The organism is Nostocoides japonicum T1-X7 (assembly GCF_001046855.1).
In the GTDB taxonomy this organism is placed as follows: Bacteria; Actinomycetota; Actinomycetes; order Actinomycetales; family Dermatophilaceae; genus Nostocoides; species Nostocoides japonicum.
The window spans coordinates 985,012-1,006,120 of the sequence record NZ_HF570958.1 but is presented as its reverse complement, the minus strand read 5'-3'; the positions used below and the strand labels follow the sequence as shown (position 1 = coordinate 1,006,120).

General features: G+C 68.8%; 20 protein-coding genes. 2 read left to right on the top strand and 18 right to left on the bottom strand.

Going from position 1 to position 21,109, the window contains the following annotated elements; translation table 11 throughout:
* Window positions 1–255: 255 nt before the first annotated feature.
* The 15 genes from BN12_RS04595 to BN12_RS04515 all read right to left on the bottom strand — a co-directional run bounded on the left by BN12_RS04595 (window position 256) and on the right by BN12_RS04515 (window position 15,054).
* On the bottom strand, window positions 256–1,161 hold the full coding sequence (locus BN12_RS04595) for a hypothetical protein (RefSeq protein WP_048550456.1): 906 nt from the start codon (window positions 1,159–1,161) through the stop codon (window positions 256–258).
* Between the two features lie 1,113 nt (window positions 1,162–2,274).
* The gene (locus BN12_RS04585; RefSeq protein ID WP_157635346.1) at window positions 2,275–2,814 is read right to left on the bottom strand and encodes a hypothetical protein; all 540 of its coding nucleotides are present in this window, start codon (window positions 2,812–2,814) and stop codon (window positions 2,275–2,277) included.
* Between the two features lie 29 nt (window positions 2,815–2,843).
* The gene (locus BN12_RS04580) at window positions 2,844–3,236 is read right to left on the bottom strand and encodes a hypothetical protein (protein ID WP_157635345.1); all 393 of its coding nucleotides are present in this window, start codon (window positions 3,234–3,236) and stop codon (window positions 2,844–2,846) included.
* Between the two features lie 169 nt (window positions 3,237–3,405).
* Complete coding sequence (locus BN12_RS04575; protein WP_162233034.1) at window positions 3,406–7,188, bottom strand: phage tail tape measure protein; 3,783 nt, start codon at window positions 7,186–7,188, stop codon at window positions 3,406–3,408.
* Window positions 7,181–7,441, bottom strand: a complete 261-nt coding sequence (locus BN12_RS24980; RefSeq protein ID WP_235432301.1) for a hypothetical protein — start codon at window positions 7,439–7,441, stop codon at window positions 7,181–7,183. Before BN12_RS24980 ends, BN12_RS04575 begins: the two co-directional genes overlap by 8 nt.
* A gap of 247 nt (window positions 7,442–7,688) precedes the next feature.
* Window positions 7,689–8,069: a hypothetical protein gene (locus BN12_RS04560; protein ID WP_048550441.1), complete on the bottom strand. Its 381-nt coding sequence runs from the start codon at window positions 8,067–8,069 to the stop codon at window positions 7,689–7,691.
* Window positions 8,070–8,210: 141 nt separating this feature from the next.
* On the bottom strand, window positions 8,211–9,023 hold the full coding sequence (locus tag BN12_RS04555) for a hypothetical protein (RefSeq protein WP_048550440.1): 813 nt from the start codon (window positions 9,021–9,023) through the stop codon (window positions 8,211–8,213).
* On the bottom strand, window positions 9,017–9,484 hold the full coding sequence (locus tag BN12_RS04550) for a helix-turn-helix domain-containing protein (RefSeq protein ID WP_162233033.1): 468 nt from the start codon (window positions 9,482–9,484) through the stop codon (window positions 9,017–9,019). The genes BN12_RS04555 and BN12_RS04550 overlap by 7 nt, the downstream gene beginning before the upstream one ends.
* Window positions 9,481–9,849 carry a hypothetical protein gene (locus tag BN12_RS24310; RefSeq protein WP_157635344.1) on the bottom strand — a complete coding sequence of 123 codons (369 nt, stop codon included), beginning with the start codon at window positions 9,847–9,849 and terminating at the stop codon, window positions 9,481–9,483. Before BN12_RS24310 ends, BN12_RS04550 begins: the two co-directional genes overlap by 4 nt.
* Window positions 9,850–9,961: 112 nt before the next feature.
* Window positions 9,962–11,383: a DNA primase family protein gene (locus BN12_RS04545; protein ID WP_053079951.1), complete on the bottom strand. Its 1,422-nt coding sequence runs from the start codon at window positions 11,381–11,383 to the stop codon at window positions 9,962–9,964.
* Window positions 11,380–11,601: a hypothetical protein gene (locus BN12_RS04540; RefSeq protein ID WP_048550436.1), complete on the bottom strand. Its 222-nt coding sequence runs from the start codon at window positions 11,599–11,601 to the stop codon at window positions 11,380–11,382. Before BN12_RS04540 ends, BN12_RS04545 begins: the two co-directional genes overlap by 4 nt.
* Window positions 11,598–12,062 carry a hypothetical protein gene (locus BN12_RS04535; protein WP_157635343.1) on the bottom strand — a complete coding sequence of 155 codons (465 nt, stop codon included), beginning with the start codon at window positions 12,060–12,062 and terminating at the stop codon, window positions 11,598–11,600. The genes BN12_RS04540 and BN12_RS04535 overlap by 4 nt, the downstream gene beginning before the upstream one ends.
* On the bottom strand, window positions 12,059–12,283 hold the full coding sequence (locus BN12_RS04530; protein WP_048550431.1) for a helix-turn-helix domain-containing protein: 225 nt from the start codon (window positions 12,281–12,283) through the stop codon (window positions 12,059–12,061). The genes BN12_RS04535 and BN12_RS04530 overlap by 4 nt, the downstream gene beginning before the upstream one ends.
* Window positions 12,284–12,912: 629 nt before the next feature.
* Window positions 12,913–14,163, bottom strand: coding sequence for a tyrosine-type recombinase/integrase (locus BN12_RS04520; protein WP_048550427.1), 1,251 nt, complete (start codon window positions 14,161–14,163; stop codon window positions 12,913–12,915).
* Window positions 14,164–14,565: 402 nt separating this feature from the next.
* Window positions 14,566–15,054 (bottom strand): GNAT family N-acetyltransferase, encoded by a 489-nt coding sequence (locus BN12_RS04515; protein ID WP_048550425.1) that lies wholly within the window; start codon window positions 15,052–15,054, stop codon window positions 14,566–14,568.
* On the opposite strand from BN12_RS04515, the gene BN12_RS26555 reads away from it, so the two are divergent.
* On the top strand, window positions 15,053–15,883 hold the full coding sequence (locus BN12_RS26555) for a 2'-5' RNA ligase family protein (protein ID WP_083454415.1): 831 nt from the start codon (window positions 15,053–15,055) through the stop codon (window positions 15,881–15,883). The two genes, BN12_RS04515 and BN12_RS26555, sit on opposite strands and share 2 nt — an antisense overlap.
* Before the next feature lie 283 nt (window positions 15,884–16,166).
* Here the strand turns inward: BN12_RS26555 and BN12_RS04505 are convergent, their stop codons facing one another.
* The 3 genes from BN12_RS04505 to BN12_RS04495 form a co-directional block, all read right to left on the bottom strand.
* The gene (locus BN12_RS04505) at window positions 16,167–17,168 is read right to left on the bottom strand and encodes a hypothetical protein (protein WP_048550421.1); all 1,002 of its coding nucleotides are present in this window, start codon (window positions 17,166–17,168) and stop codon (window positions 16,167–16,169) included.
* Window positions 17,169–17,214: 46 nt separating this feature from the next.
* Window positions 17,215–18,183, bottom strand: coding sequence for an alpha/beta hydrolase (locus tag BN12_RS04500; protein WP_048550419.1), 969 nt, complete (start codon window positions 18,181–18,183; stop codon window positions 17,215–17,217).
* Window positions 18,184–18,543: 360 nt separating this feature from the next.
* The gene (locus BN12_RS04495; RefSeq protein WP_048550417.1) at window positions 18,544–19,170 is read right to left on the bottom strand and encodes a DUF2231 domain-containing protein; all 627 of its coding nucleotides are present in this window, start codon (window positions 19,168–19,170) and stop codon (window positions 18,544–18,546) included.
* Window positions 19,171–19,540: 370 nt separating this feature from the next.
* On the opposite strand from BN12_RS04495, the gene BN12_RS04490 reads away from it, so the two are divergent.
* The gene (locus BN12_RS04490) at window positions 19,541–20,794 is read left to right on the top strand and encodes an MFS transporter (protein ID WP_048550415.1); all 1,254 of its coding nucleotides are present in this window, start codon (window positions 19,541–19,543) and stop codon (window positions 20,792–20,794) included.
* The last annotated feature ends 315 nt before the right edge of the window (window positions 20,795–21,109 follow it).

Here is a 21,109-nt window from a genome sequence, read left to right as displayed (position 1 = left end):
CTTATAGATCGAGCAGCGTCGCGGCCCCGGCGTGATTAGCCGAGTCAATCCGTGACTTAACGCGGTGGAGCCTGGTGCTTAACGAGGTGCGTACCGCCGAGCACCACGGCGACGACGGACGGCACTAGGAGGAGTGGGTTCGCACCCTCCTTAGTGATGAGCATGTAGGCGACGACCCCGAAACATAGACCGCAGACCAGAAGGGCCAAGCTAGCGACATCCAGTCGTCGCTCACCTGGCCGAGGGCTGTGGTGACTACGTGTCGTCGTCATCTGCGCTCCCTCTCCGGTGCCCGTCGACCCGAAGGACGGTCCACGTCCGACGCGTTTGCCCGTTCTTCGTGACCTTGTCCTCACGTATGGTCAGGTTGAATATGTCTGTCTTGTGAAGGGCCAGCCCGCGGTCGACCCGCAGCAGGAAGTCCGCATCCTCCACCGTAGCGACCCGCGAACCGGTCGGAGTCTTGACTCGCCACTTCTCCCCGGAATCGAAGTCCACAGCACCCATCTGAGCCTCGGTCTCGAAGATCGTATGGGTCTCTTCGACCTCGTCTTCAGGCCGTGCCCTGTGATAGTCCTCCCGTTCGATGGTGAACGTCTCAGGAGCATCGCCTGACGTCGCCTGACCCGGCTCATCATCCACGTCTGAGACGTCGAGAACAGTCACCTGAGGGTCGCTGAGTGGTGCCATGATCTGTCGGAGGTGCCTCCTCCGCCGTCGCTTGCGCTTGTTGAGCTCTTCCCACACGGGTTGCGGAACCTCGTCGACCGTGTCGTTCTGCCACTTCACCTTCACTTTCCCGTTGTCTAGGTAGTCCACGTCGCTGACATCGGCACGCAGCGACTTCGTTGACCACCACAGGACGGAGCCGATGCTGGGCACTCCCACAGCGGAGACCGTTTCCGGGTTCTGGGCGAAGTAGTTGACGACCTCGAGTACGAACGAACCTTCCCGGGCGGGACGAACCAAGACCTCCGGAGGGGCACCACCGCCAAATGCCCCTGCTTTCGCGAAGTCGCTACTGAGGCCGACCAGCCCCTGAAGCACCTCCGCCACGTGGGCCGCCCGCAACTCGTCGATTGCCCGACCCTGGCCGTCCTCGCCGACGAACCTCAGCGTCAGGACGTCTTCCCTCCCCTGGACTCGGGCATCGTCGCTCATGGTGGCAACCTATAGGCAGCCACCGACCGTGCGCGCGACACCTGAGCGATGACACGGACCGATTCACCGCTGGTGATTGTGCTCCTGTGCCACCAGGCCGGCCGGCAGAACCTGCCGAGGATGCCGGACGCCGTAGTCTTCGTCTCACGCGCCGTGCTTCAACGCGACGACACTGCCGCATGGCACGTGCCTGGCGTGCTGTCGATCCTGGCTAGCCTCGCAGCATGACCGACCCTCGATACTCCTTACCTGCGGCTGTGGTTCCGAGACGGCACCGACGATGAGCGCGACGTGCAAGACTGCGACGATCAACGACTCGCCCGCGTGGCGACGTTGCGCTCAGTCGTATGCGTGGGCGGCCGTGTGGGCTCCCTCACGCGTTCCACCGTTGGCGTTGCCCGCGCCTACGCGCGTCAACTCGCGCCAGCGTCTGATTGGGGCCTGAGCGTTCCCAGCGCTGCCCCTTGGTGTCGGTGAAGGACAGATCAACTTGCCCCGACGCCTCGTCTAGAGGGCTGACCAGATGCTCAGCCGCTGGCAGGCGACGACTCTGGCCTGGTGGTATGACCTCCCACACTACGGGCTGGCTCTCTTCACCAGAATGCTCTACCCAGACGTCGTAGATCGCCCGCGAGGTAGCATTCAGGACCACAAGATGCACGTCGCGACTCTCGTAGTCGGATTGTTGCGCCTCGAGCCACGCGGACACGCCAGCGACCTCGTCAAGTGACCGCATGTTTGCCTGGCTGCGGAACGTTACGACGGCCCAGGCGACGGCACCAGTCGTCCCCACGCCCCCAATCCATGTCGGCACATCGCCCCAGTCCAGCGCTGACAGCCATGACATGTGCCTCAGGGTACGCACTGAGCGCGTACCCCGGTCGTCGGTGCGAGCAAGGACACCGTCGCGCGTGACGTGCTTGCAGGTGTCTCACGTGAGACACCTCGGCCCGCCGTCAACACTGTGACGGGTGACGTCACCGGAGGGCGAGGAGACTCCGCAGGCCCCCTCTGTCCCGGCCGGCGTCGAGCGCGCCTATGAGAGTCGGTGGTCGACGCTGGCAGCCTGGACGGGTCTTCGCCCGGCACAATCTTTGGTCCCGCTCCACTCGCTCAGCCTGTCTGCCAGCTCGCCTGGTTGGTGTCCGTGGAGTATTCGATGCGCGCGATCTTGACCCCGGGCTCGGTGTCGAAGTAGATCCAGCCCTTCACGCAGTCGCCGGGCTTAAGCTTCTTCTCCACTGGGTACATCGGGCCTGGCCACGTGCCCCAAGTTGTGCCAGAAGACGGGTACTGCGACGAGTCGGATGCAGCCACGTTCCAATGCGTCCACGAGAAGCTGCTCGAGGCTACATCGACGTGGAGGCAGGACTTCACCATGGCGGCCGAGAGTTGGCCGCTCGTCCGCTGGTCTTGCGGCATGGGTACCTTGGCCTTGAATTGCGTGACGGTCACGTCGACCCCGTCACCATGGAGCGTCTGACCGAGCTTGAGCTCGGAGTCCTTGTCGGGGGTTGTGCTCGACGACGCGGTGGTTGTGACCGTCGCAGTGACGGTCTGCGTCACGGTCACCGTCGCCGCAGGCGTGCTCGTCCCAGCACAACCTGCCAGCAACAACAGCGCTCCACCGCCCAGGCAGATCCGACGAATCATGCGATACCCCCTCCTCCGATCCACGGAGACTAGCCTCTCGGTTGATGCAGCGAGATCGGTTCACCGACTTCCATGGCCTCGATCTCAGCGAGCGTGGAGGCGGCCTCAGCCATGGCGACAGCGATGGCGACAGCGTCGGCCGCGCTATTCGGGCAGATGGCGTGGGCAGTCCGACCCGGACCGAACAGGTCGCCGATCAGGATGATCCTGGGCTTGTCCTCGACGATCCATCGACCCTTCCGCCGGACGTACTCGGCCAGGATCGAGACGTGGAATCCGGGCGCTGTGGGGAAGAGTTTGACAGCGCTTGCGGTCCAAGGACCGTGACCGCCGAGGCGCTGTTCCAGCATGACCTCGTCGACCCACCAGATGTCCGGTGGGTCGGGTTGGAGTGCGACCTGCACTCCTTGGTTCAACGTCACGTGGCTTTTCTCCCGTCAATGGTTTGTGGGACTGCTTGGTGAGCGGGAAACCTCTGAACCCTCCGCACCCCTCAGACCCCTCCCCGGCGGTCCGCGGCCTTGGGGGTCTCGGGGTTACCCCCCACCCCTTGGGGTGAGGATCTGCTGCCGGGTCGCCAGGATGGGCACCTCAGACCCCCATTCCCGACCAATCCGGGATGGCGTCCGCCATCCGCTGCTTCGCCTGCGCCAGCCGGATCACCTGTTCCGCTGACGGGCCGTACACCTGATAGGTCTGTGACCGGTCGATGTGAGGTGCGACCGTCTGCGGGTGAGGTGACCACATCGCCCGGCCGACCGGACCGCCGTCAGCGAGGCGAAGCGCGTTCATGGCGTCGAGGCGATGCAGTCCGTATCGGGCCACAGCGGCGGCCCGCATGACGTACTCCCCGTCGGACAGGTACGCCGGGATCGAGTCCGACGTCGCCGTTCCCGGACCGGAGACGAACCCTCCGTAGGAGTACCTGCCGACGCCCTTCGCGGCGATCAGGCCGAGCGCGTCCGCGGCCTTCGTCAGGGCCGCGTTGGACGAGTTGAGCTGCTTGATGAGGGACGACCCGCCGGTGCCGAGGAGCTGCGCGGCGACCTTCGAGCCGGAGTCGGCGCCCAGTCCGATGATCTGCTGGACGAGCGTCTCATTCAGTCCGGCCTTGCGGAGCCTCTCGATCTGCCCGTTGAAAGTCGCGATCTCTCCGGCGCCGGCCGACATGATCCGCGCCCACTGTGAGGCGGAGGACCATCCGGTGGTGAAGGCCTGGCTGATGCTCTGCGCCGCAGACTTCGCCGATTCCGCGAGCTGCTTCTGGACGTCCTTGAGGCTGGTCTGCGCTGCGGTGAGCTTGTCGAGTGCGCTCTTGGCCCTCTCGCTGGACCTTCCGCTCTTCTTGACGGTGTCTGCGTATGCCTTCTGCGCCTTGGAGACTGCAGCCGTGGCGACCGCGAGGTCCCGGATGGGGTTGGTCGCGGATGCCAGGACGGCGGCGATGGCGCGGTAGTCGACCGTGGTGAAGTTCGGCACCACCGCCCCGCCCGTGGCATACCCGACGGCACCACCGCCCGCGAAGCGGTACATCCCCGCCCGGATGCCAGCGCGGAGGCGATATATCGCCGCCTGACCGCCCGCAGCCTGCACCTCGGCCGCAGTGAAGACGTGCTCCCCATTCGACAGCCTCGCCGGGACGTCATCGGACGTGCCGGACCCGGGACCATAGACCGCCCCGCCGCCGGCCTTGTCGAGGATCGTCGACATCTTGGTCTGCACCATGATGGTGCGGGACGTGGGCATGCCGTGGATCTGCGCGACGAGGGCCGCGATCTGAGCCGAGGAGCGTCCCGTGTCTACGGTGATCTGCGTGTTGTGCGACGTGGGCACCCGGAGGATAGAGTCCCGCACCCGGTCGACGGCGCTCTTGGTCAGCACCGCGCCCGGTGCGTCCACCTTCGTGTCATGCGAGGTGGGCACCTTCCGGATCGACGTCGTCAAGCCCTTCACGCGACCGTCGGACTCTGCGGCACCCGGGACGGTGAACTGCGTCGCCTTCGACGTGGGGACCTTGCCGATGCTTCCCTTGTAGCCCTTCACCTTCGCGCCGGCCTCGTCGAGGTTCGTGGCGAACAGGGTCTTCACGTCTTTGGGGATGAGCTCTTCGTTGTCGGCGAGCTGCTTGGCTGCGGTCGCGGACAACCCGAGCTTTTCCGCAAGGGCGATGAAGCTCGCTCGGCCCTTGGCAACGATGCCGGCGGTCTTCTCCGTGCCCGCGCCGGCCTTGTACGCCGCGGCGGCCCAGCTGAGGGTGTTCTGCGCGAGCTTGTCGAGGAGCTCGGCCTGCTGGTCGCTGCCGAGTCTCTTCCCGCCAGCGTTCTTGATGGCGGTGTTGATGTCGCGGATGGCGTCGCGGTAGTCCCGCGCCGCGGACCGCTCGTCGCGGAACCCTGAACCCAGCCCGACCAGCGCGTCGGCGAGATCCTTCACCTTGGACGCCGCCGTGTCGGCGGATGTGCCGATCTGGTCGATGCCCACCGAGCCGGCCTTGGCGCCTTCACCCGCGAGCTGGGACTGATTCGCGACGCCGGCGAGAGCATCCGAGTACTGCGGGAAGACTGTCGCGAGCGCCTTCGCCGACACGCCCTGCTTCTGGGCCGCCTCGGTGAGGTCACCGTAGACCTTCGCGGCCTCTTGCGCGTGCCCGCTGGAGGCCAGCCCGGCGAGCGCCTGGTCGACCTCCTCGAGGCGCTGCTTCGCCTCGGCAATGGCCGAGTCGTTCGACCCACCAAAGGCCTTCACCAGAGAGCCCATGACGTTGTCGATCTTCTCGGTCGTCCGGGCGTTGAAGGCGAGGTCCAGCGCATCGGCATAGGACTTGACCTGGCTGGCGTTCCACCAGTTTCCCTTCGAGTTCTCCTTGAGGAACCCGCTGAGCCCCGACGCGGCGTCCTGCGCGTCAAGCATCGACTTGGTGAGCGAGTCAATGCCGAACGCTCGGTTGGCGCCGAGGTTGGTGAACTGCGCCGCGGCGACGGTTACTGCGAACGCGACTCCGAGACGCTTCGCGGCTGCGGATGCCACGTCGAGAGACTTCGACGCTCCGGACCCGTAGGAGCGGATCGTCCGCAGTGACTCCACGAGCGCCGTGCCGGACGTGACGAGCCGCGCGAGGCCTGCGGCGGCGAGGAGGCCGACCGCGCTGAGCCCGGCCACGCCGGCAACGGACGCCTGCACGGGCCCAGGGAGCGCTGAGAATGCGTCCACGGCGCCGGTTGCCGACTGGACCAGCTTCCGCAGGGCACCGTTCGCCGCGGACCCGTTCTGGACGAACACCGAGTCGAGAGCGCCGCCGAAGCGCTCCACGTCGCCGGAGAGATTGTCCGTCAGGGTTGCGGCCTGCTTGGAGGCATATCCGGCCTCGTTGACGTTGTTGATCCACTTCTGGATTCCGGCCGCGCCCTGGTTGTACAAGACGTTCGCGGCCCGCACTGAGTCGGACCCGAAGATGATGGCCATCGCCGATGCACGAGCCTCCGGCGTCAGATCCTTCATGGCATCGCGCAGGTTGCCGGCGAAGTTCGCGAGCCCGATGAAGTTGCCCTGGCTGTCATACGCCGAGACGCCGAGCTCTTCCATCTCCTTCTTGGCCTGCTGCGACGTCGGCGTGAGCCGCTGCAGCATGGTCTTGAAGGATGTTCCCGCGTCGGACCCGATGAGCCCGGCGGACGCGAACGCCGCAAGACCGCCCGTGGTCTCCTCGATCGACAGGCCCGTCTGGTGGGCGATGAGGCCCGTCTGGTTGAGAGCCTGCGCCATGTCGGACACGTCGCCCTGAGCCTTGCCGGCGGCAGCGGCCAGCAGGTCCGCGATGTGCGGAACCTGCGTGCCTGACAGCCCGAACTGGGTCATCGCCGACGCTGCTACCTCGGCGGCGTCGGCGACCTGCATCTGTCCCGACGCGGCGAGGTCGAGGGCGCCCTTCAGCCCACCGTTGAGGATGTCGGACGCGGACACGCCGGCCTTCGCCAGCGCCGTGATGCCGTCGGCTGCCTCAGCGGCCGAATACTGGGTGTCCGCGCCCAACTTGATGGCGAGCTTGCGCAGATCGTCCATCTTGTTGCCCGCGTCGGGTAGCGCGGCCCGGACTCCGGACATCGCCTTGTCGAACGATGCGAAGGACTTGACCCCGAGTCCGATGCCGAGGGCGATCGCACCCCCGGCGATGGCCGCCGTCCTACCAAGACGGTCGATGTGATCGCCGTTGGTCTTGGCTGCGACGCCGACCTTCCCGAGGATGGTGTCCGTTCCCGCGAACGCCTTCTGGGTGTCTTTGGACGCCTTCCTGGTCGACGCCGAGACATCGTCGAGAGCGGCCTTGAACCCGGACACTTCGGCCCGGATCCGGACGACTATCGACCGATCAGCCACGAGCGATCCCTCCTTCAAGGAATGCCCGGAGCGCGTGCCAGTCGGCGCGGCCCGGGTCCTTCTTGCTCTCGAACCCGTTGGCCATGGCCCACGGTTCACGTATGGCGTTGTAGGCGTGGCGACCCATCCGCACGCGCCGCTCGACGCGCCCGTCGACGAGTTCCCCGAAGACAGCCCTGAGCGCGTCCACATCGCGCCAGAGGGGATCTCCGATCGGGATGTTCCGCAGCGCATTGACCTGCTCGGAGACCAACGGGTCAGAGTCCACGGGAGTTGCCGTCTGTCGTCGCCGGGCCATCAGCGGACCTCGATCCCGTGGGAGCGCATCGCGGCCCGTGTCAGAGCCCCGATGCGGGGGAGAGGGTCGCCGGTGCGCGTCGACCATTCCGCTCGGGCCTCGACCCACCGCCGTAGCTGCTCGGCATCCGAGCGGTCACCGTTGAAGGCTGCCAGATCGTCTGGATGGACCGTCTCGACCCGGGTCGACCTTGCCCGGGCCATCAGCCGGCGTCCTTCGTGTGACCTCGCCAGCGCACCTGTGCGGCCTTCTGCGAGCGCATCGACGTCGAGGACGGCATGGGCCTGTCGTCCAGGTCGGGGAGTTGCAGAGCCGCGATGAGCCGGTGCAGGATCGCCCGCTGACCGCGGGCTTCCGTCAGAGCCGGGTTCACGACGACCTGACCCTGAGAGCCCTTCACGGACGGACCGTGCTGCGCGACCATCTCCTCGAGACGGTCCAGGTCGTCCAGGGTCCGGCACGCCTCCTCCAAGACGAGGATCTCGGCGTCCGACAGCTCGAACGAGGAGAGCGTGGAACGCCAGAACCGGCGCCCACGCGTGCCCAGGCCGGCGGGCGGCCTGGGCACCCTGTTCTCGGTCATCTCATGTCTCCCTGAAGGCCTCGTGGCCCAATCTGAGCGTTTGGCACAACCGCGACAGCGAGGCACCTCCCCAGCGGTCCGGTCCCGTCCGGGCTTCGGTGGCACCCCCCACCCTCACGGCGGTCATGCGTCGACCTGCTTTCACTTGGTGAGCTCGTCTAACATGGCGAGCCCTTTCCGGAGTGCGGCCCAGTCGGTGATGACGGGCGCATCCGAGGAGGTCGCGTCTCGACCGGGACGCGCTTCCGGTGACGTGTTCGGATGGTCGAGAGCGACGCGACGCGCTGCGTCGCTCTGCAGTCCGTCGAGGACTTGCTGCGCCTTCTCGACCTTGCGCTCGCGCTCGCGGTTCCTCGCTGCGAGGGTCTTGCGGATGAGTTCCTCGGATTGGGCGAGAGCCTCGGCGGGGTGCATTCCGGGGTTGTCGCCCTCGATGGCGTCGGCGAAGGCGGCCACTGCGGAGGCAGGCACCGTGAAGCTGGCGTACGCGTCGGCGTGCGTGAGTTCGACGCGCGCTCGGGCGGCGTCGTGGATCTCCTTGACGGGGTTCCAGATCGCGTTGACGAGGCGCGCGTCGGAGGGGCTGTGCATCTTGGAGATACTGCGGGCCATCGATGCCAGTGCCACTGCGTCGTCGTAGGTGATGGCGGCGGGGTCCCTGGGTAGCCGCTCCAGCCAGGCGAGGTCCGCCTGGCTCAACTGGTAGCCGTCACCCATACCGTCGCGGGTCTTCAGTGCCTTGGCGTCCTGCTCGGGGTGGCGGTATGTGGGAAGTTCCTTCAGGTCGTCGATTCGCTGCATCATCTCCGTCAGGAACTTCGCCTGAGCCTTCGACGGACCCGACCCGTGGAGGGCGGTGCTCGCGTCGACGCGAGCCATGGAGCCGGCCATGGCCTTGGTCATCTGGGTAGGGTCTCGGTCGAGTATCCGGAGGAGACGGCCGGTGCTCAGCATGCTTCGTTGTCCTTGTCCGTGTGGGAGTCCTCTTCGAGGAGTCGGGTGATGTAGGCGTCCACTTCGGCGACGGGTATACGCGCGGCGCCGAGGACGTGGACGGCCGTGATGTCGCCTCGGCGGACGAGGCGCTTGACGGTCGACTCCCCGACGCCAAGGGCCTTCGCGGTGTCGGCGTACGTGAGGAGTCGTGGGGTCACGACTGCAGCCTGACGAACCTTCCAGAGATCCTGAAGCGGTGACCCGTCCTGACCTCGCCTGGCCCGATTTACGAATGCGGTGGTGAGATCGTCGAGCCCGACGGGGAGGTCGAGCGCAGCCTTGCGTGCCTCCTTCGCGTGAAGCAGCAGGGCGACGGCGATGTGCCCGGCGGCCTCGGGGGTGACTTCCAGGACGAGCAGGTCTCGCTCGGCGAGTCGGTGGGAGGGGTTGCCCACCGGGGACGTCCCGCCCGCTGTCACGAAGCGACCCCGATCAGGGCAGCCAGACCGGCGGTTTCGGGACAGTGCGGATGTGCGGCGGTCCCATGGTTGTCGCAGACCCACGTCTCTTGGCCGGGCCTGTTGCGATGACGGACACGGACCCGCGTTCCTGCGAGGGATACGCCGACCGCGTCTCTATCGCCGGAACCCAGGATGCGGACTTCTGCCGCGACACGGCAGGCCTGCACGACCGGACACCGTCCGCTGAGGCAGATCTGCGCGGCGTGCTGCTTGTCCTCGTGGTCGCTGCCGACCCACATGTCCGGGTCGTACGCGCAGGGTGGGATGCGCCCGTCTCGAGCAGCCTGGGCGATCGCCATCCCGAGGGCTTCGTAGGCGGTCACCGTGTCGACCCTGTCTCGCGTTTCTGCTGGTCAGCGGCTCGGGTGACAGGTGGTGACGGGCCTATGCATCTTTTCCCTATGTCCCTACGCGTAGAGAAGTTGCATAGGCCCGTCACCACCTGTCACCCCCACCCGTTTCGGTGTCCTCGATGCGGAGCCGTAGACCCTGCCGACGGCGGGATGTCTTGGTCCGCCGCGACTCGTATCCGCGTCGGTCGAGGTCCATGTTGAAGGCCTTCTCGGTGATCTGCTCGGCGCCCTCGGACGAGGCCCACTGTTGCCACGCGGCGTACAGCGCGCGGGCTGCTTCGTGCAGGTACGGTCCGGTCTCACAGGCCTCGGTGATGAACCGTCCGATGGGGTCGCTGCCGGCCTGGTAGTCGCCCGTGGCGGTCAGCACTGATTCCGGCTCCCGCATGCCGCCGTGGTCCTTGTAGTCGAAGTAGCCGGCGACGGCCCAGGTGAGGATGGCGTCGGCGTGCAGGGCCAGCCGGTCGGGCAGGCCGGGATCGCGCTTCTCGGGGGGTACGACGACGTCGAAGGGGACGACCCGGATACGGCGCCACACGGCCGCGTCGTTGCCCTTCACCTGCGGTAGCGCGTTGGTGACGTAGACGAGCTGGTGGCTGGGCTTCCAGGTGATCGGCTCGCGGTAGAGCCGGCGGGCGGTCAGCTCGTCGCCGCCGGTGAGCCGCTTCATCGTGGCCTCGTCCAGCTTGCGGCCGTCCTCAGTCTCCGAGCCGATCACGAGCCGGGCCCCGAGGAGTGTCATCAGCTCCGGTCCGCCGATGCCGCCCCGCTCCCGCACCATCAGCAGGTCGGGGTTGATGATGGTCGCGTAGTCCCCCAGCGCGTGGCAGATCGCCCCGTAGGCGGTGCTCTTGCCGTTGGCTCCCTCGCCGATGAGGACCGGGAAGACGTGCTCGCGAACGGTGCCGTGGACGGCCTGCCCGATGACCCGCTGCAGGTACGCCCGTTCGGCCTCGTCGGGCAGCACGTCGCCCAGGAACGACGCCCAGGCCGTGTCGCTGGCGTCGGGGTCGTAGGCGCCGGTGGCGACGCGGGAGAGCCGGTCGCGGGGGTCGTGTGGACGGACCTGCCGGGTTCGCAGGTCGAGGGTGCCGTTGGCCGCGTTGAGGAGCCACGGGTCGACGTCCAGATCCCGCACGGTGACAGCGAACTCCACCAGCGCCGACGCGATCCCCAGCACCCCGCAGACGCCGGCCTCGGACTCACAGCGGGCCACGTCGGCCCGCATCTGCTTGTCCCCCACCGACTCCGCCAGGGCCCGCTGGAGGATGTCCAGCACGGCCCGACGGGCATGACCCTGGTCGTCCTCGGCCCACCGCTTCCCGTCCCACCAGTGCCAGCCGATGCCGTGAACGAACAGCAACCGGTCGACGTAGGCGCGCGCGAGCCGGTAGGCCATCCGGACCTGCCCGGAGTGCTGCTCCCCCGACCCGGACACGCGACGTCCGGTCTCGTCGTACAGGTCCGCGTCGTTGTCGGTGTAGTCCTGGCCGTAGAAGCTCACCGCAGCAGCCCCTTCGGCTGGACGCGAATGCCCTCGGCCTCGGCCATGAGCAGGACCTCGCCGAGGCGGTCCCGGCGAAGATGCCAGCCACGGTCGCCCGGTGACCACTGCGCCGGGACACGTCGCGCCTTCAGCCAGTCCCGCGTCTCGGTCCACACCGACGACCGGAGCAGGACCGTCCGGCCCGGCATCTCGTAGACGTACAGCTGCGCGCTCACGACGCCCGCTCCCCACTACCGGCCACGAACTCCGTCGCGACACGACGGAGTTCGTGGCCGGTAGGTGGTCGTCTCGCCGAGACGACCATCTCAAGGTGCTCGTCGTCGCCCGGCGACGACCTTGAGACGCGACGAGCCAGCTCCGTGTTCGCCGCCTCGACCGCGCGGAGGCGAACCTTGAGGCGATGGACGTCGTGGGTGTCGAGCCTGGCGAGCCGGTCCACGATGACACCGGCGCGTCGGTGGATCTCGGCGGCCTCATCGTCCGCGAGCTGTCGGCCACGGTCGATGCCGTGACCGAATCCCGACCCGTAGCCGTCAAGGAAGACCAACCACTCGCGTCGCGTCAGCACCTGCCCGGCGACGATCACCGGTATGCTGTCTCCGTCGCCGCCAAACGACCCTGAGGGAGCCCGGTCTTCGCCTGCCGGGCTTCTTCGCTGTCCGGGTGGCGCGTTCACGCGGCGTCGCCTCCGTCCGTAACGGGGACAGGCTGCAAGAGCGCGTCGACGTCGCTGCGACGGACCCGGATCAGGCGTGAGCCCTTGATCCGGTGGGCCGGGAGCACGCCGCGGGCGACGTAGTTGCGAACGGTTCGGTCTGTGATGCCAAGCTCTGCCGCTACCTCGCCGAGTGAGAGGTAGGAGCTTGGCGCCGCGCGGTTGGACGTGGAAAGGGCCACGGCGGAACATCCCTTCGGGGATCGTTCCTGCAGCGGCCCAGTGCTGAGGGTAGGTCCGGCGTGTGGCGCCAGGCGGTGTTCTAAAGCTGTGGTACTTACCCTACGTTTCCGGTCGGTTCATTAGGGAGCGACACGCCCGTTGAGCGTGGCCGTCTTGACCTTGCGCTGCTCGATGCGATCCTCGAAGAGAAAGATCACCCATCGCGCACGGCAACCCCGACAGGACGCGATCTCGGTGTGCGGCATGCCGTTTGGCTCCGTATGCAAGGGCCATGCGGTCGGGCCGGTCTCACGGAAGTCTTGAGCGAATCGGCGGGACACTCGCTCCGGCTCAACGATCACCCACTTCGTTCCGAAGGTGCGAGTCACGACCTGAGCCAGGACTCGGCCCCGCACACAGTCACACCAGGCGGACTGACTGGTCCGCAACTCGCGCTTGGCGAGTGCGTCCTTCACGACAGGCCCTTCGGTTGCCGCGATCGAGTGGAAATCGGATGGCATCGAGCTCTGAGGCATCTCCCGAGGGGGAGGGAGCGTGATGGGCCGCTCCAGCTCATAGACATCGGAGTGATCGCCCACCTTGGTTGAGTCGCCGTCGCCATGCGTTCGCACAACAAATCGGTGCTCCGTCACTTCGCCTCCTCGGCCATCTGGGACAGTCTCGCCGCGAGATCCTTCATCCGGTCCTGGGCGGCGTGCTGGTAGCGCATGGCGGCCGAAGCAGTGGAATGCCCGGCGAGTCTCATCAGCTCGGCGAGGGTCGCACCGACGACGGCAGCGTTCGTCAGGCCGGTGTGCCGGAGATCGTGGAAGCGCAGGTCTTCTCGGCCCGCGAGACGTCGAGCTTCGTACCAGCCATGCCCTCGGCGGACGACTTTGCCGTCGGCGTCGAGGGTGCTTACGCGCCCGTAGAACGCGCTCGTCGACAGGTGACCGCCACCCTGCCCGGGGAACAGCAGCCCCTCGCGGCCTGGGGCCGTGTGGGTGAGCAGGTGATCGCGGACATCGCCAAGGAGATGCGGTGGGATCGGCACGTCGCGGACTCCGGCCTCGGACTTCGGCGTCTTCACCTTGCGCACCATGTGGCGAGTGCCGTCTTCGTCCTCCTGCCGGACGCGCACGACGCCACGACGGATGTGAATGATGCCGGTCTTGGTGCTCACGTCCTCACGTCGCAGCTCGGCCAGCTCGCCGAAGCGGAGCGCGCACCACGCCGCGAGCGTGATCATGAGGCGCCGGCGTTCGGGCATGGCAGCCACGATGACGCCCAGCTCCTCGAGCGTGGCTGGCCGGGTGTTCTTGGCGCGCTTCGTCGAGCCGCCACCGCGAACCTTGGCCGGGTTGGCCGTGGTGATGATCCTCCGGTCGACTGCTGTGGCCAGGACGGTGCGCAGCAGCCCGTAGGCGTGTGCCTGCGTCGTGGGCCGTCCGATGGCACACAGCTCGTACCAGCGATCCACCATCTCGGGTGTGATGTCGGCGAGGGCGACGTCCTTGAAGGTGGGGAGGATGTGGTGGTCGAGCAGGTCTCGGTAGTGGTCTCGGGTGCGGTCGGCGAGCGGCCTGCCCTTGATCTTGCGCCCTGCGAGCCACGCCTCCGCGTACTCGCCGAAGGTGAGTCTCTTCGCGCGCCGCTGGGCCTTCCGGGTGGTCGGGGGAGTCCATCTGCCCTCGGAGATCAGGCGACGCTCGTCGGTGAGCCATGCCTCGGCGTCCTCGCGAGTGTCGAAGGTGTGCCCGGCGGTATGCCGGACGGGTGTTGCCTTGCCGCCGCGGCTGACCTCGGTCCGGCCGTCGGGGTCGCCATAGAACGCTTGCCATCGGCCGCTCGGGAGCTTGCGGGTGCGGCCGAACCCTCGGCGGCCCTTCGTTCCTGCCATCCGGTTGGCCCCTTCGTCGCGTGCTACGAGCGTGCTACTGGAAACACCATATCGTTTCCGTTGCGTTCCGCTCGGTTCCGCGATACTGTGTCGCGTATTCGCAGGTCAGGCCAGAGTTTGTGCAGGTCATCGCAGTATCACCCGATGGCAGGGGGAACTGGTTCAAACCCAGTATCGCCCACCAGCACGGCAAGGCCCCTGACCAGCGGAGACGCCAGGTCAGGGGCCTTCGTCGTCGGGACGCGTGCTGGATACGTGGTGCGCGAGGGTGGTCCCGGGCGCCTCGACGGACGCTTGTGGGGAAACTGACCCACGCTGGGACTCTGGCCCGCTTCCCCAGAAGCGGTCGGATCGTCCGCGACGGGACGCTCAGACCACGTCGGCCACCTTCGTCACAGGCCTTCAGCCGTCCAGCACGAAGATGAACTCCTCGACGCCGTCGCCGGGCGTGGTCGCCGTTCCTTCCTGCACGCGATCGCGCCGGAACCCACACTTCTCCAGGACGCGGATCGAGCCGACGTTGTGCACCGCGACATGAGCGCACAGCGGCCGGATCGTCAACTCCTCGGTCAACAACGCCAGCGCCTGCGTCGCGACGCCCTGTCCCCACCACTCGCGCCCGACCCAGTAGCCGACCAGTTGCCGCCCATCGTCCGGCCAGCTGCCGATGTTGCCCGCCACCATGCCATCCGCCACGATCGTGCGCGTCATCAACGTGTCGTCGCTGCGTAACCTCGCCCAGTGCGCCGCGAACTGATCCTTGTCGCGAGCCGGGAACCCGGCCATCGCGACGGCCAGCGGATCCGCCTGATGGGCGAAGAACACCTCGAGGTCCTCGTCCTCGACCCTCCTCAGACGCACCACAGGTACGCCGTCCTCGACCCCCGACATGTCCCGTCACTCCTCGCCTCGGTCCGTGCGCCCAGCGTATGCTCGCGGGCGCCGAAACCGATGGCCGACAGTCACGTCGGCATCCGACAGCGCAGGTGGATCGAGGTTCCAGCCACTGCGTCGACCACCGGGGCGACACGGTCGCCTGGTGACGTCCGGCCCCGATGTCCGTATGCGGGTGCATGGTGCGTATGCCGGCGCATTCGACGCGGGAGGTCGGCCGCGGTTCCAGGTCGCTCGGTGCGCGGTGGCGGCCGCGTCGTCGATGTGGTGGGCTCGCGGAGTGTCGTCCACGCTGCCGCCGGAGGCCGCCCTGTTGGCCGCTGTGCCAGCCGCGGAGCCCGCGGTGGCTGCATACCGCAGCCGCCACGACCGGGCCGCGCGGGTGGGCGTGCCCGCGCACCTGACCGTCGCCTACCCGTTCAAGCCCACCGCGATGCTGACCGAGGAGGACCTGGCTGCGCTTCGCCGGATCTTCTCGGCCCAGGCGCCGATCCGGCTGATCTTCGCGGCGACCGGGCGGTTCGACGACACGTCCCTGTTCCTGGAACCCACTGATGGAGTGCCGGTGCTCGACCTGATCGACGCCGTCACGGACGCCTTCCCCGCATACCCGATCTACGGCGGCACGCACCCGCAGGTCCACCCCCATGTGACGGTGGGCCAGGGCGTCGGACCGGAGGTGATGGAGGCCGCCGAGGCGGCGGTGCGGGCGGCGCTTCCGATCGAGCAGCTCATCACCGACATCCAGCTGTGGGAAGGGCCGGCCCTGTCCACCGGTCTCGGTCCGTGGCGGCGGGTACGCAGCTTCCGCCTGGGCATTCGGTAGTGGTGGGAACACCGCGTGACGGCTGCGCTGGCAGCACCCATCGACGATAGGCAACGCTGCCCGTGAGCGGTAGAGAACTTGAGAGGGGCGAGTGGGCGACGATCGGTCCGGTGGTCGAGCAGATGGACGCCAAGACACTCCGCCCTGCCGCGCGATCGAGAACGGACCGTCGAGCTCGTTCGGCAGGCGACGCTGGAGGGTTGACCGCGCTTGCGCCTTCGCGCTCCATCGTCCCGTTGGCAGCCGGACCGGGGTGGCTGAGAGTCGTCGGGCCATCCGGGCGTCACTGTCCGTGGCGGCGTGGCGGTCGATCCCGCGCTGTCGAATCGTCCGAGAGGCGCAGGAGGAGCGCGGCGGCGACGTAGCGCATACGGCCGATCGGCGTGCGAGGGTCGTAGCCGAGGTCGCGGGTCAGGGCGTCGTGGCGGGCCTGGACGCTGGAGTGATGCATACCGAGCCGTGCCGCGGCCGACCGGATGCTGTCGGCCTCGACGAGGGCACGGAGAACCGTCGACTGGAGGGCGTCGAGACCGGCGAGCGTGGTGACGTCGTCGTGTGGAGCCTCGGGGTCGTACGAGTGCGCGAGGATCAGCATGGCGCCGAGGTCGGTCGCATCGACGATCCGGTCGGTCGCGTCGGTGAGGCGATAGGCGATGACGGCCGACTGCCACGAGTCCGGGGCATGGTCGGCCCGCACCCAGACACCGAGGCCGGTCCGGTCTGCGGGTGAGACTCTCCCGGAGGAGTCGACCGTCGCCCGGAGCATCCCGTTTCGCGTCGGCACAACGGTCGTCGGTGTGCCGGGGGCCGCGTCGCCGACGCCGGTCGCGACGAGCCTGATGCGGGCGGCGACGTCGATGCCGAGCCGCGTCAGGGCCTCCCTGCGCTCGTCGGCCGATCGCCCGGCATCGACGACCACGTCGAGGCTGCTGACCGGACCGCGATGCGTCTCGAGGAGCTCGACCGCCAGAGCGAGCCGCTCGACGACCATCTCGTCGTTGGCATGGAGCGACCCGGTCCGCTCGAGCCACACCGCCGTGCCGGTGCCGACTCGCTCGGGGTGCCGCTCGACGTCTCCGATCGCGTCGAGGCGACGCCCCGTGCTGTCGACACGCGTGCCCCGCCGCTCGGCGCCGGCGGCCACGCCGGAGAGCACTGCCGCGGCGCGCAGGAGCCCGTCGAGGCCCACGCCGGAGGCGACGAGCGCATCGAAGTACGCGACGACCTTCAGCGTCTCGCTCGCCTCCGGGTCGAGGGCGGTGAGCCGTCCGACGAGTTCCTGCATGTTCGCTCCAGCCGGTGTCGTGACGAGGGTATCGCCACGAGCGACGTCAGGAGCCGAGCATGCGCGCGGCCCAGCTGTCCCGCGCCGCGATGGACGCCTGGCCGACCGCTGTGTGCGAGGCGAGCATGTCGAAGCCGTGGAACCCGCCGGCCCAGACGTGGAGCTCGGCCTGCACCCCGTCGCGCCAGAGGGCCGTGGCGTAGGCGACGTCCTCGTCGCGGAACACCTCGGCCGAGCCGCAGTCGATGTAGGCCGGCGGCAGTCCCGAGAGGTCGGTGGCACGTGCGGGCGCGGCGTAGATCGACACGTCCGGAGTTCCGCGATGCTCGCCCAGGAGGGCGTCCCAGCCGACCCGGTTGTGGTCGCGGGTCCACGTGCCGACGTCGCACTGGAGGGTCGAGACGCTCGCGTCGCGGTCGTCGAGCATCGGACAGATCAGCATCTGGCCCATGAGCTTCGGGCCTCGGCGGTCCCGGGCCAGGAGCGCCGTCCCGGCGGCGAGGCCACCGCCCGCGCTCGCGCCGGCGATCATGATCCGGTCGGGGTCGATGCCCAGCTCCTCGGCATGATCGGCCGTCCAGACCAGGCCGGCGTAGCAGTCCTCCACGGGGTAGGGGTCGGGAGACTCGGGCGCGAGACGGTACTCGGCGGTGACGAGGACCGCGTCGTGCTGGGCGACCCAGGGAAGCATGACGAGCGGCCCGAGCAACCGGTCGCCGGTGATCATGCCGCCGCCGTGAACGTGGTAGATGCCCGGTCCCGTCCCCGTGTGGTCGGCGCGGGCGAGCACCGTCACGAGCATGTCGGCTCCCTGGTACCCGGGGACGGTGACGTCCCGGCGCGTCACGCCGGCGTCGCGGAGTGCATCCGGGGTCAGCTCGACAGGGTTGGCGGGCAGGGCCCGGAACTCGGGGATCGTGTCCGATGTCAGCGGGGGGAGCAGGTCGCGGACGAGCGCGAAGACGGCGTCCAGCTCGGGGTCGAACGGTGGGCGGGCTGCGGTGGCGGTCGGCATCTCGGCCTCCTTGGGGCGGTGATGTGATGCCTTCACGATGCTCGCCGGGTGAGGTCGTTGGGAACCGCCGTTCGCGGCGGATCCGAGCCGGTATGCCCGCCGAACGGCGGTTCCGCTGACGGCAGGACCGACGGGCCGCACCCTCGGTGGATCCACCGGCCGCGCCGCGCAACGAGGTCGGTCGCCGTACGGAGCGAAAGGAGCGCAGCGCATGGGCCGTCCACCAGAGGTCGTGATCATCGCAGGGGCCGCGGAGCGCGGAGCCCGTTGCCGGCTCAGGTGTCGACAAGCAGCCGGCGAATCCGGAGGTTGTCGTCGGCGAAGGCGACCCGTCACGGGAACGGCGTCGCGACCTGCTTTCTACACGGGGCCGGGACGCTCGAGCACGGGGCCAACGCCGTCCACGAGGTACGTGTCCGCCCTGCTGCCCACCTTGCGGGCCGTCGCGAGGTGGCCGCCGAGGTACCCCGCGACGGAGGCGAGGAGCGCTGGCCCGAGGGAGACCGCCACGCCGCTGCGGTGCCGGCCCGTTCGGCGCAGGTGCCAGGAGGCGGCATACCCGGCGAGAGCCGCGACGTTGAGCGCCGCGTGCACCGCGCCGACCCGGCTCTCCGGGCGTGACGTCTCCCCCCACTCCGCGAGTCCGGTGAGCGCCGTCGGGCCGGCCGACAGCACTCCGCAGCCGACGAGGAGCTGGGCCGCGCGGCGCGACCCCGGACCGCCCCATGCGTCGAGGACGAACGCCGAGGTCCAGAAGCCGATCGGCAGGTCGGTCAGGGCCGGGTGGAGCGCGTGACCGGTGGTCGTGCCGAGGAGGAGCGACCGAAGCGGCTCGGCCGACGTGACCGCGGACAGCGGTCGCAGGGCCGTGGCGACCAGGTCGGACGCGGAGGAGCGCTCGACGGCGGTCACCCAGCGGATCGGAGGCGGCGATCCCGTCGACGAGGGTGTGCGATCGGGGAGTGCGGGCGCCTCACGGGGTGTCATGGGTTCCTGTCTACCCGCGATGGCCGTCACCGAACCGACTGACGGCACCACTGACGGCACCGTCGACGTCGCCTGGGTGCCGCCCGGACGCGGCGCCCAGGCGGCACCCAGCCCTCGCACGTGCCGAGTTGTTGTCGTCCCGATCGCGAAGCGACGACATCTTCTCGGCACGTGCGGGAACGGGTCGCGCACGTGCCGAGTTGTTGCTGTCCCGGGAGCCGAGGGACGACATCTTCTCGGCACGTGCGAAGGGGGGCCGGGACCTGAGCGGGAGCGGACAAGGGGAGAAGGGCGGCGCACGGCGAACCAACCGCCGACACCCGCCGCTCCCGCCGCGCCACGAGCGCGGCCAGCGCGTAGGGTTCACCGGGTGAAGGGTGGGGCGGCGCTGGGGCGCCCGTTCTGGCTCGTATGGGGGGCCGGTGCGGCGTCGTATGCCGGTGACGGGCTCGTCGCCGGGGCGCTGCCGCTCCTCGCCGCCTCGCTCACCCGCGATCCGCGGCTCATCGCTGCCGTCGACGCGTGCCTCTACGTGGGCTGGCTGCTGCTCGGCCTCGTCTCGGGCGTCGTCGTCGACCGGGTCGACCGGCTGGGCCTCATGTGGCGCGTGGACGTCGTCCGTGCCGTGCTGTTCGCCGTCTTCGCCGCCTTCGTCATCACGGCGCATGTGAGGATCAGCCTCATCCTCGTCCTCAGCCTCATCCTCGGGCTGGCCGCCCCCTTCTTTGCGAACGCCTCGTCGTCGGTGCTGCCCGAGCTCGTCCCCGACGCCCAGATCGAGCGGGCGAACTCCTACACCCAGACCTCGATCGTCGTCCTGTCCAACCTCGTCGGCCCACCGGTGGGCGCGGCTCTCTTCGTCGCCGCGACAGGGGCACCGTTCGTCCTCAACGCGGTGAGCTTCGCCGTGTCCGCGCTCCTCGTGGCGTGGGGAGCCGCCGTCCGCAGGACCCGTCCCGCGGGAGTCCTCGTCCCCTCGGTCAGCTCGACCGGAGCGACGGCCCCGACCGCGCCAGGCGTGCGGGGCGCGCTGGCCGAGGGCATCGCATTCCTCCGCGGGCACCGGGTCCTCGGCGTCCTCGCCGTGACGGTCGGCGTCGTCAACCTCGTCGTGGGCGGGATCATGGGCATCCTCGTGCTCTATGTCCTCGAGGTGCTCAAGCTCCCGGAGGAGGCCTACGGCTGGCTCATCTCGGCCTTCGCCGTCGGCGGACTCGGCGGCTCGCTCGTCACGCCACGCCTCGTGCGCTGGACGGGTCCGGCGACCGTGGCGAATGCCGCCGTCATCGTCTTCGGCGTCGTCGTCCTCTCCCTGGGACTGACCCGCAACCTCGTCGTCGTGGGCATCGCCCTCATGGTGGGCGGCTTCGCCTCGTTGATGTGGAACATCGTGACCATCAGCTACCGGCAACGCGTCGTCCCGCGGACCTTGCTCGGCCGGGTGACGAGCGTCTACCGGATGGCTGCCTTCATCGCCGTCCCGGTGGGCGCGGTCGGGGCCGGGTGGCTCGCCCACGCCATCGGGATCCAGCACACCTACCTCATCGGGGGGCTCATCCTCCTCGTCACCTCCGCCCTCGTGTTCCGGCGGATCGGCGAGATGTCGCAGGTGACGCCCGGCTGACGCGGTTGTGCGGCAGGGCCGGGCGAGCGGCCATCGGCCGGCCGAGCGGCCATCGGCCGGCCGAGCGGCCTCGGCGTCCGCTGCCCTGTCGGCGAGGATGCCGGTCCCCGATCGGGTGAGCTGTCTCGAGCCGGCGGCGGGTGGGGGTTGCACCCGCCGCCGGTGGCCGGGTGGTCCGGCTAGCGGCGGCAGGCGCCGGTGACGTCGAGGGCGATGACGCCGCTGACGTAGCGCCCGCCGGCGAGGTCGCCGTCGACGACGAGCCGCGGCTGGTCGAGGGGGACGCCGTCCTCCGCGAGCGACAGCAGGAGCGGG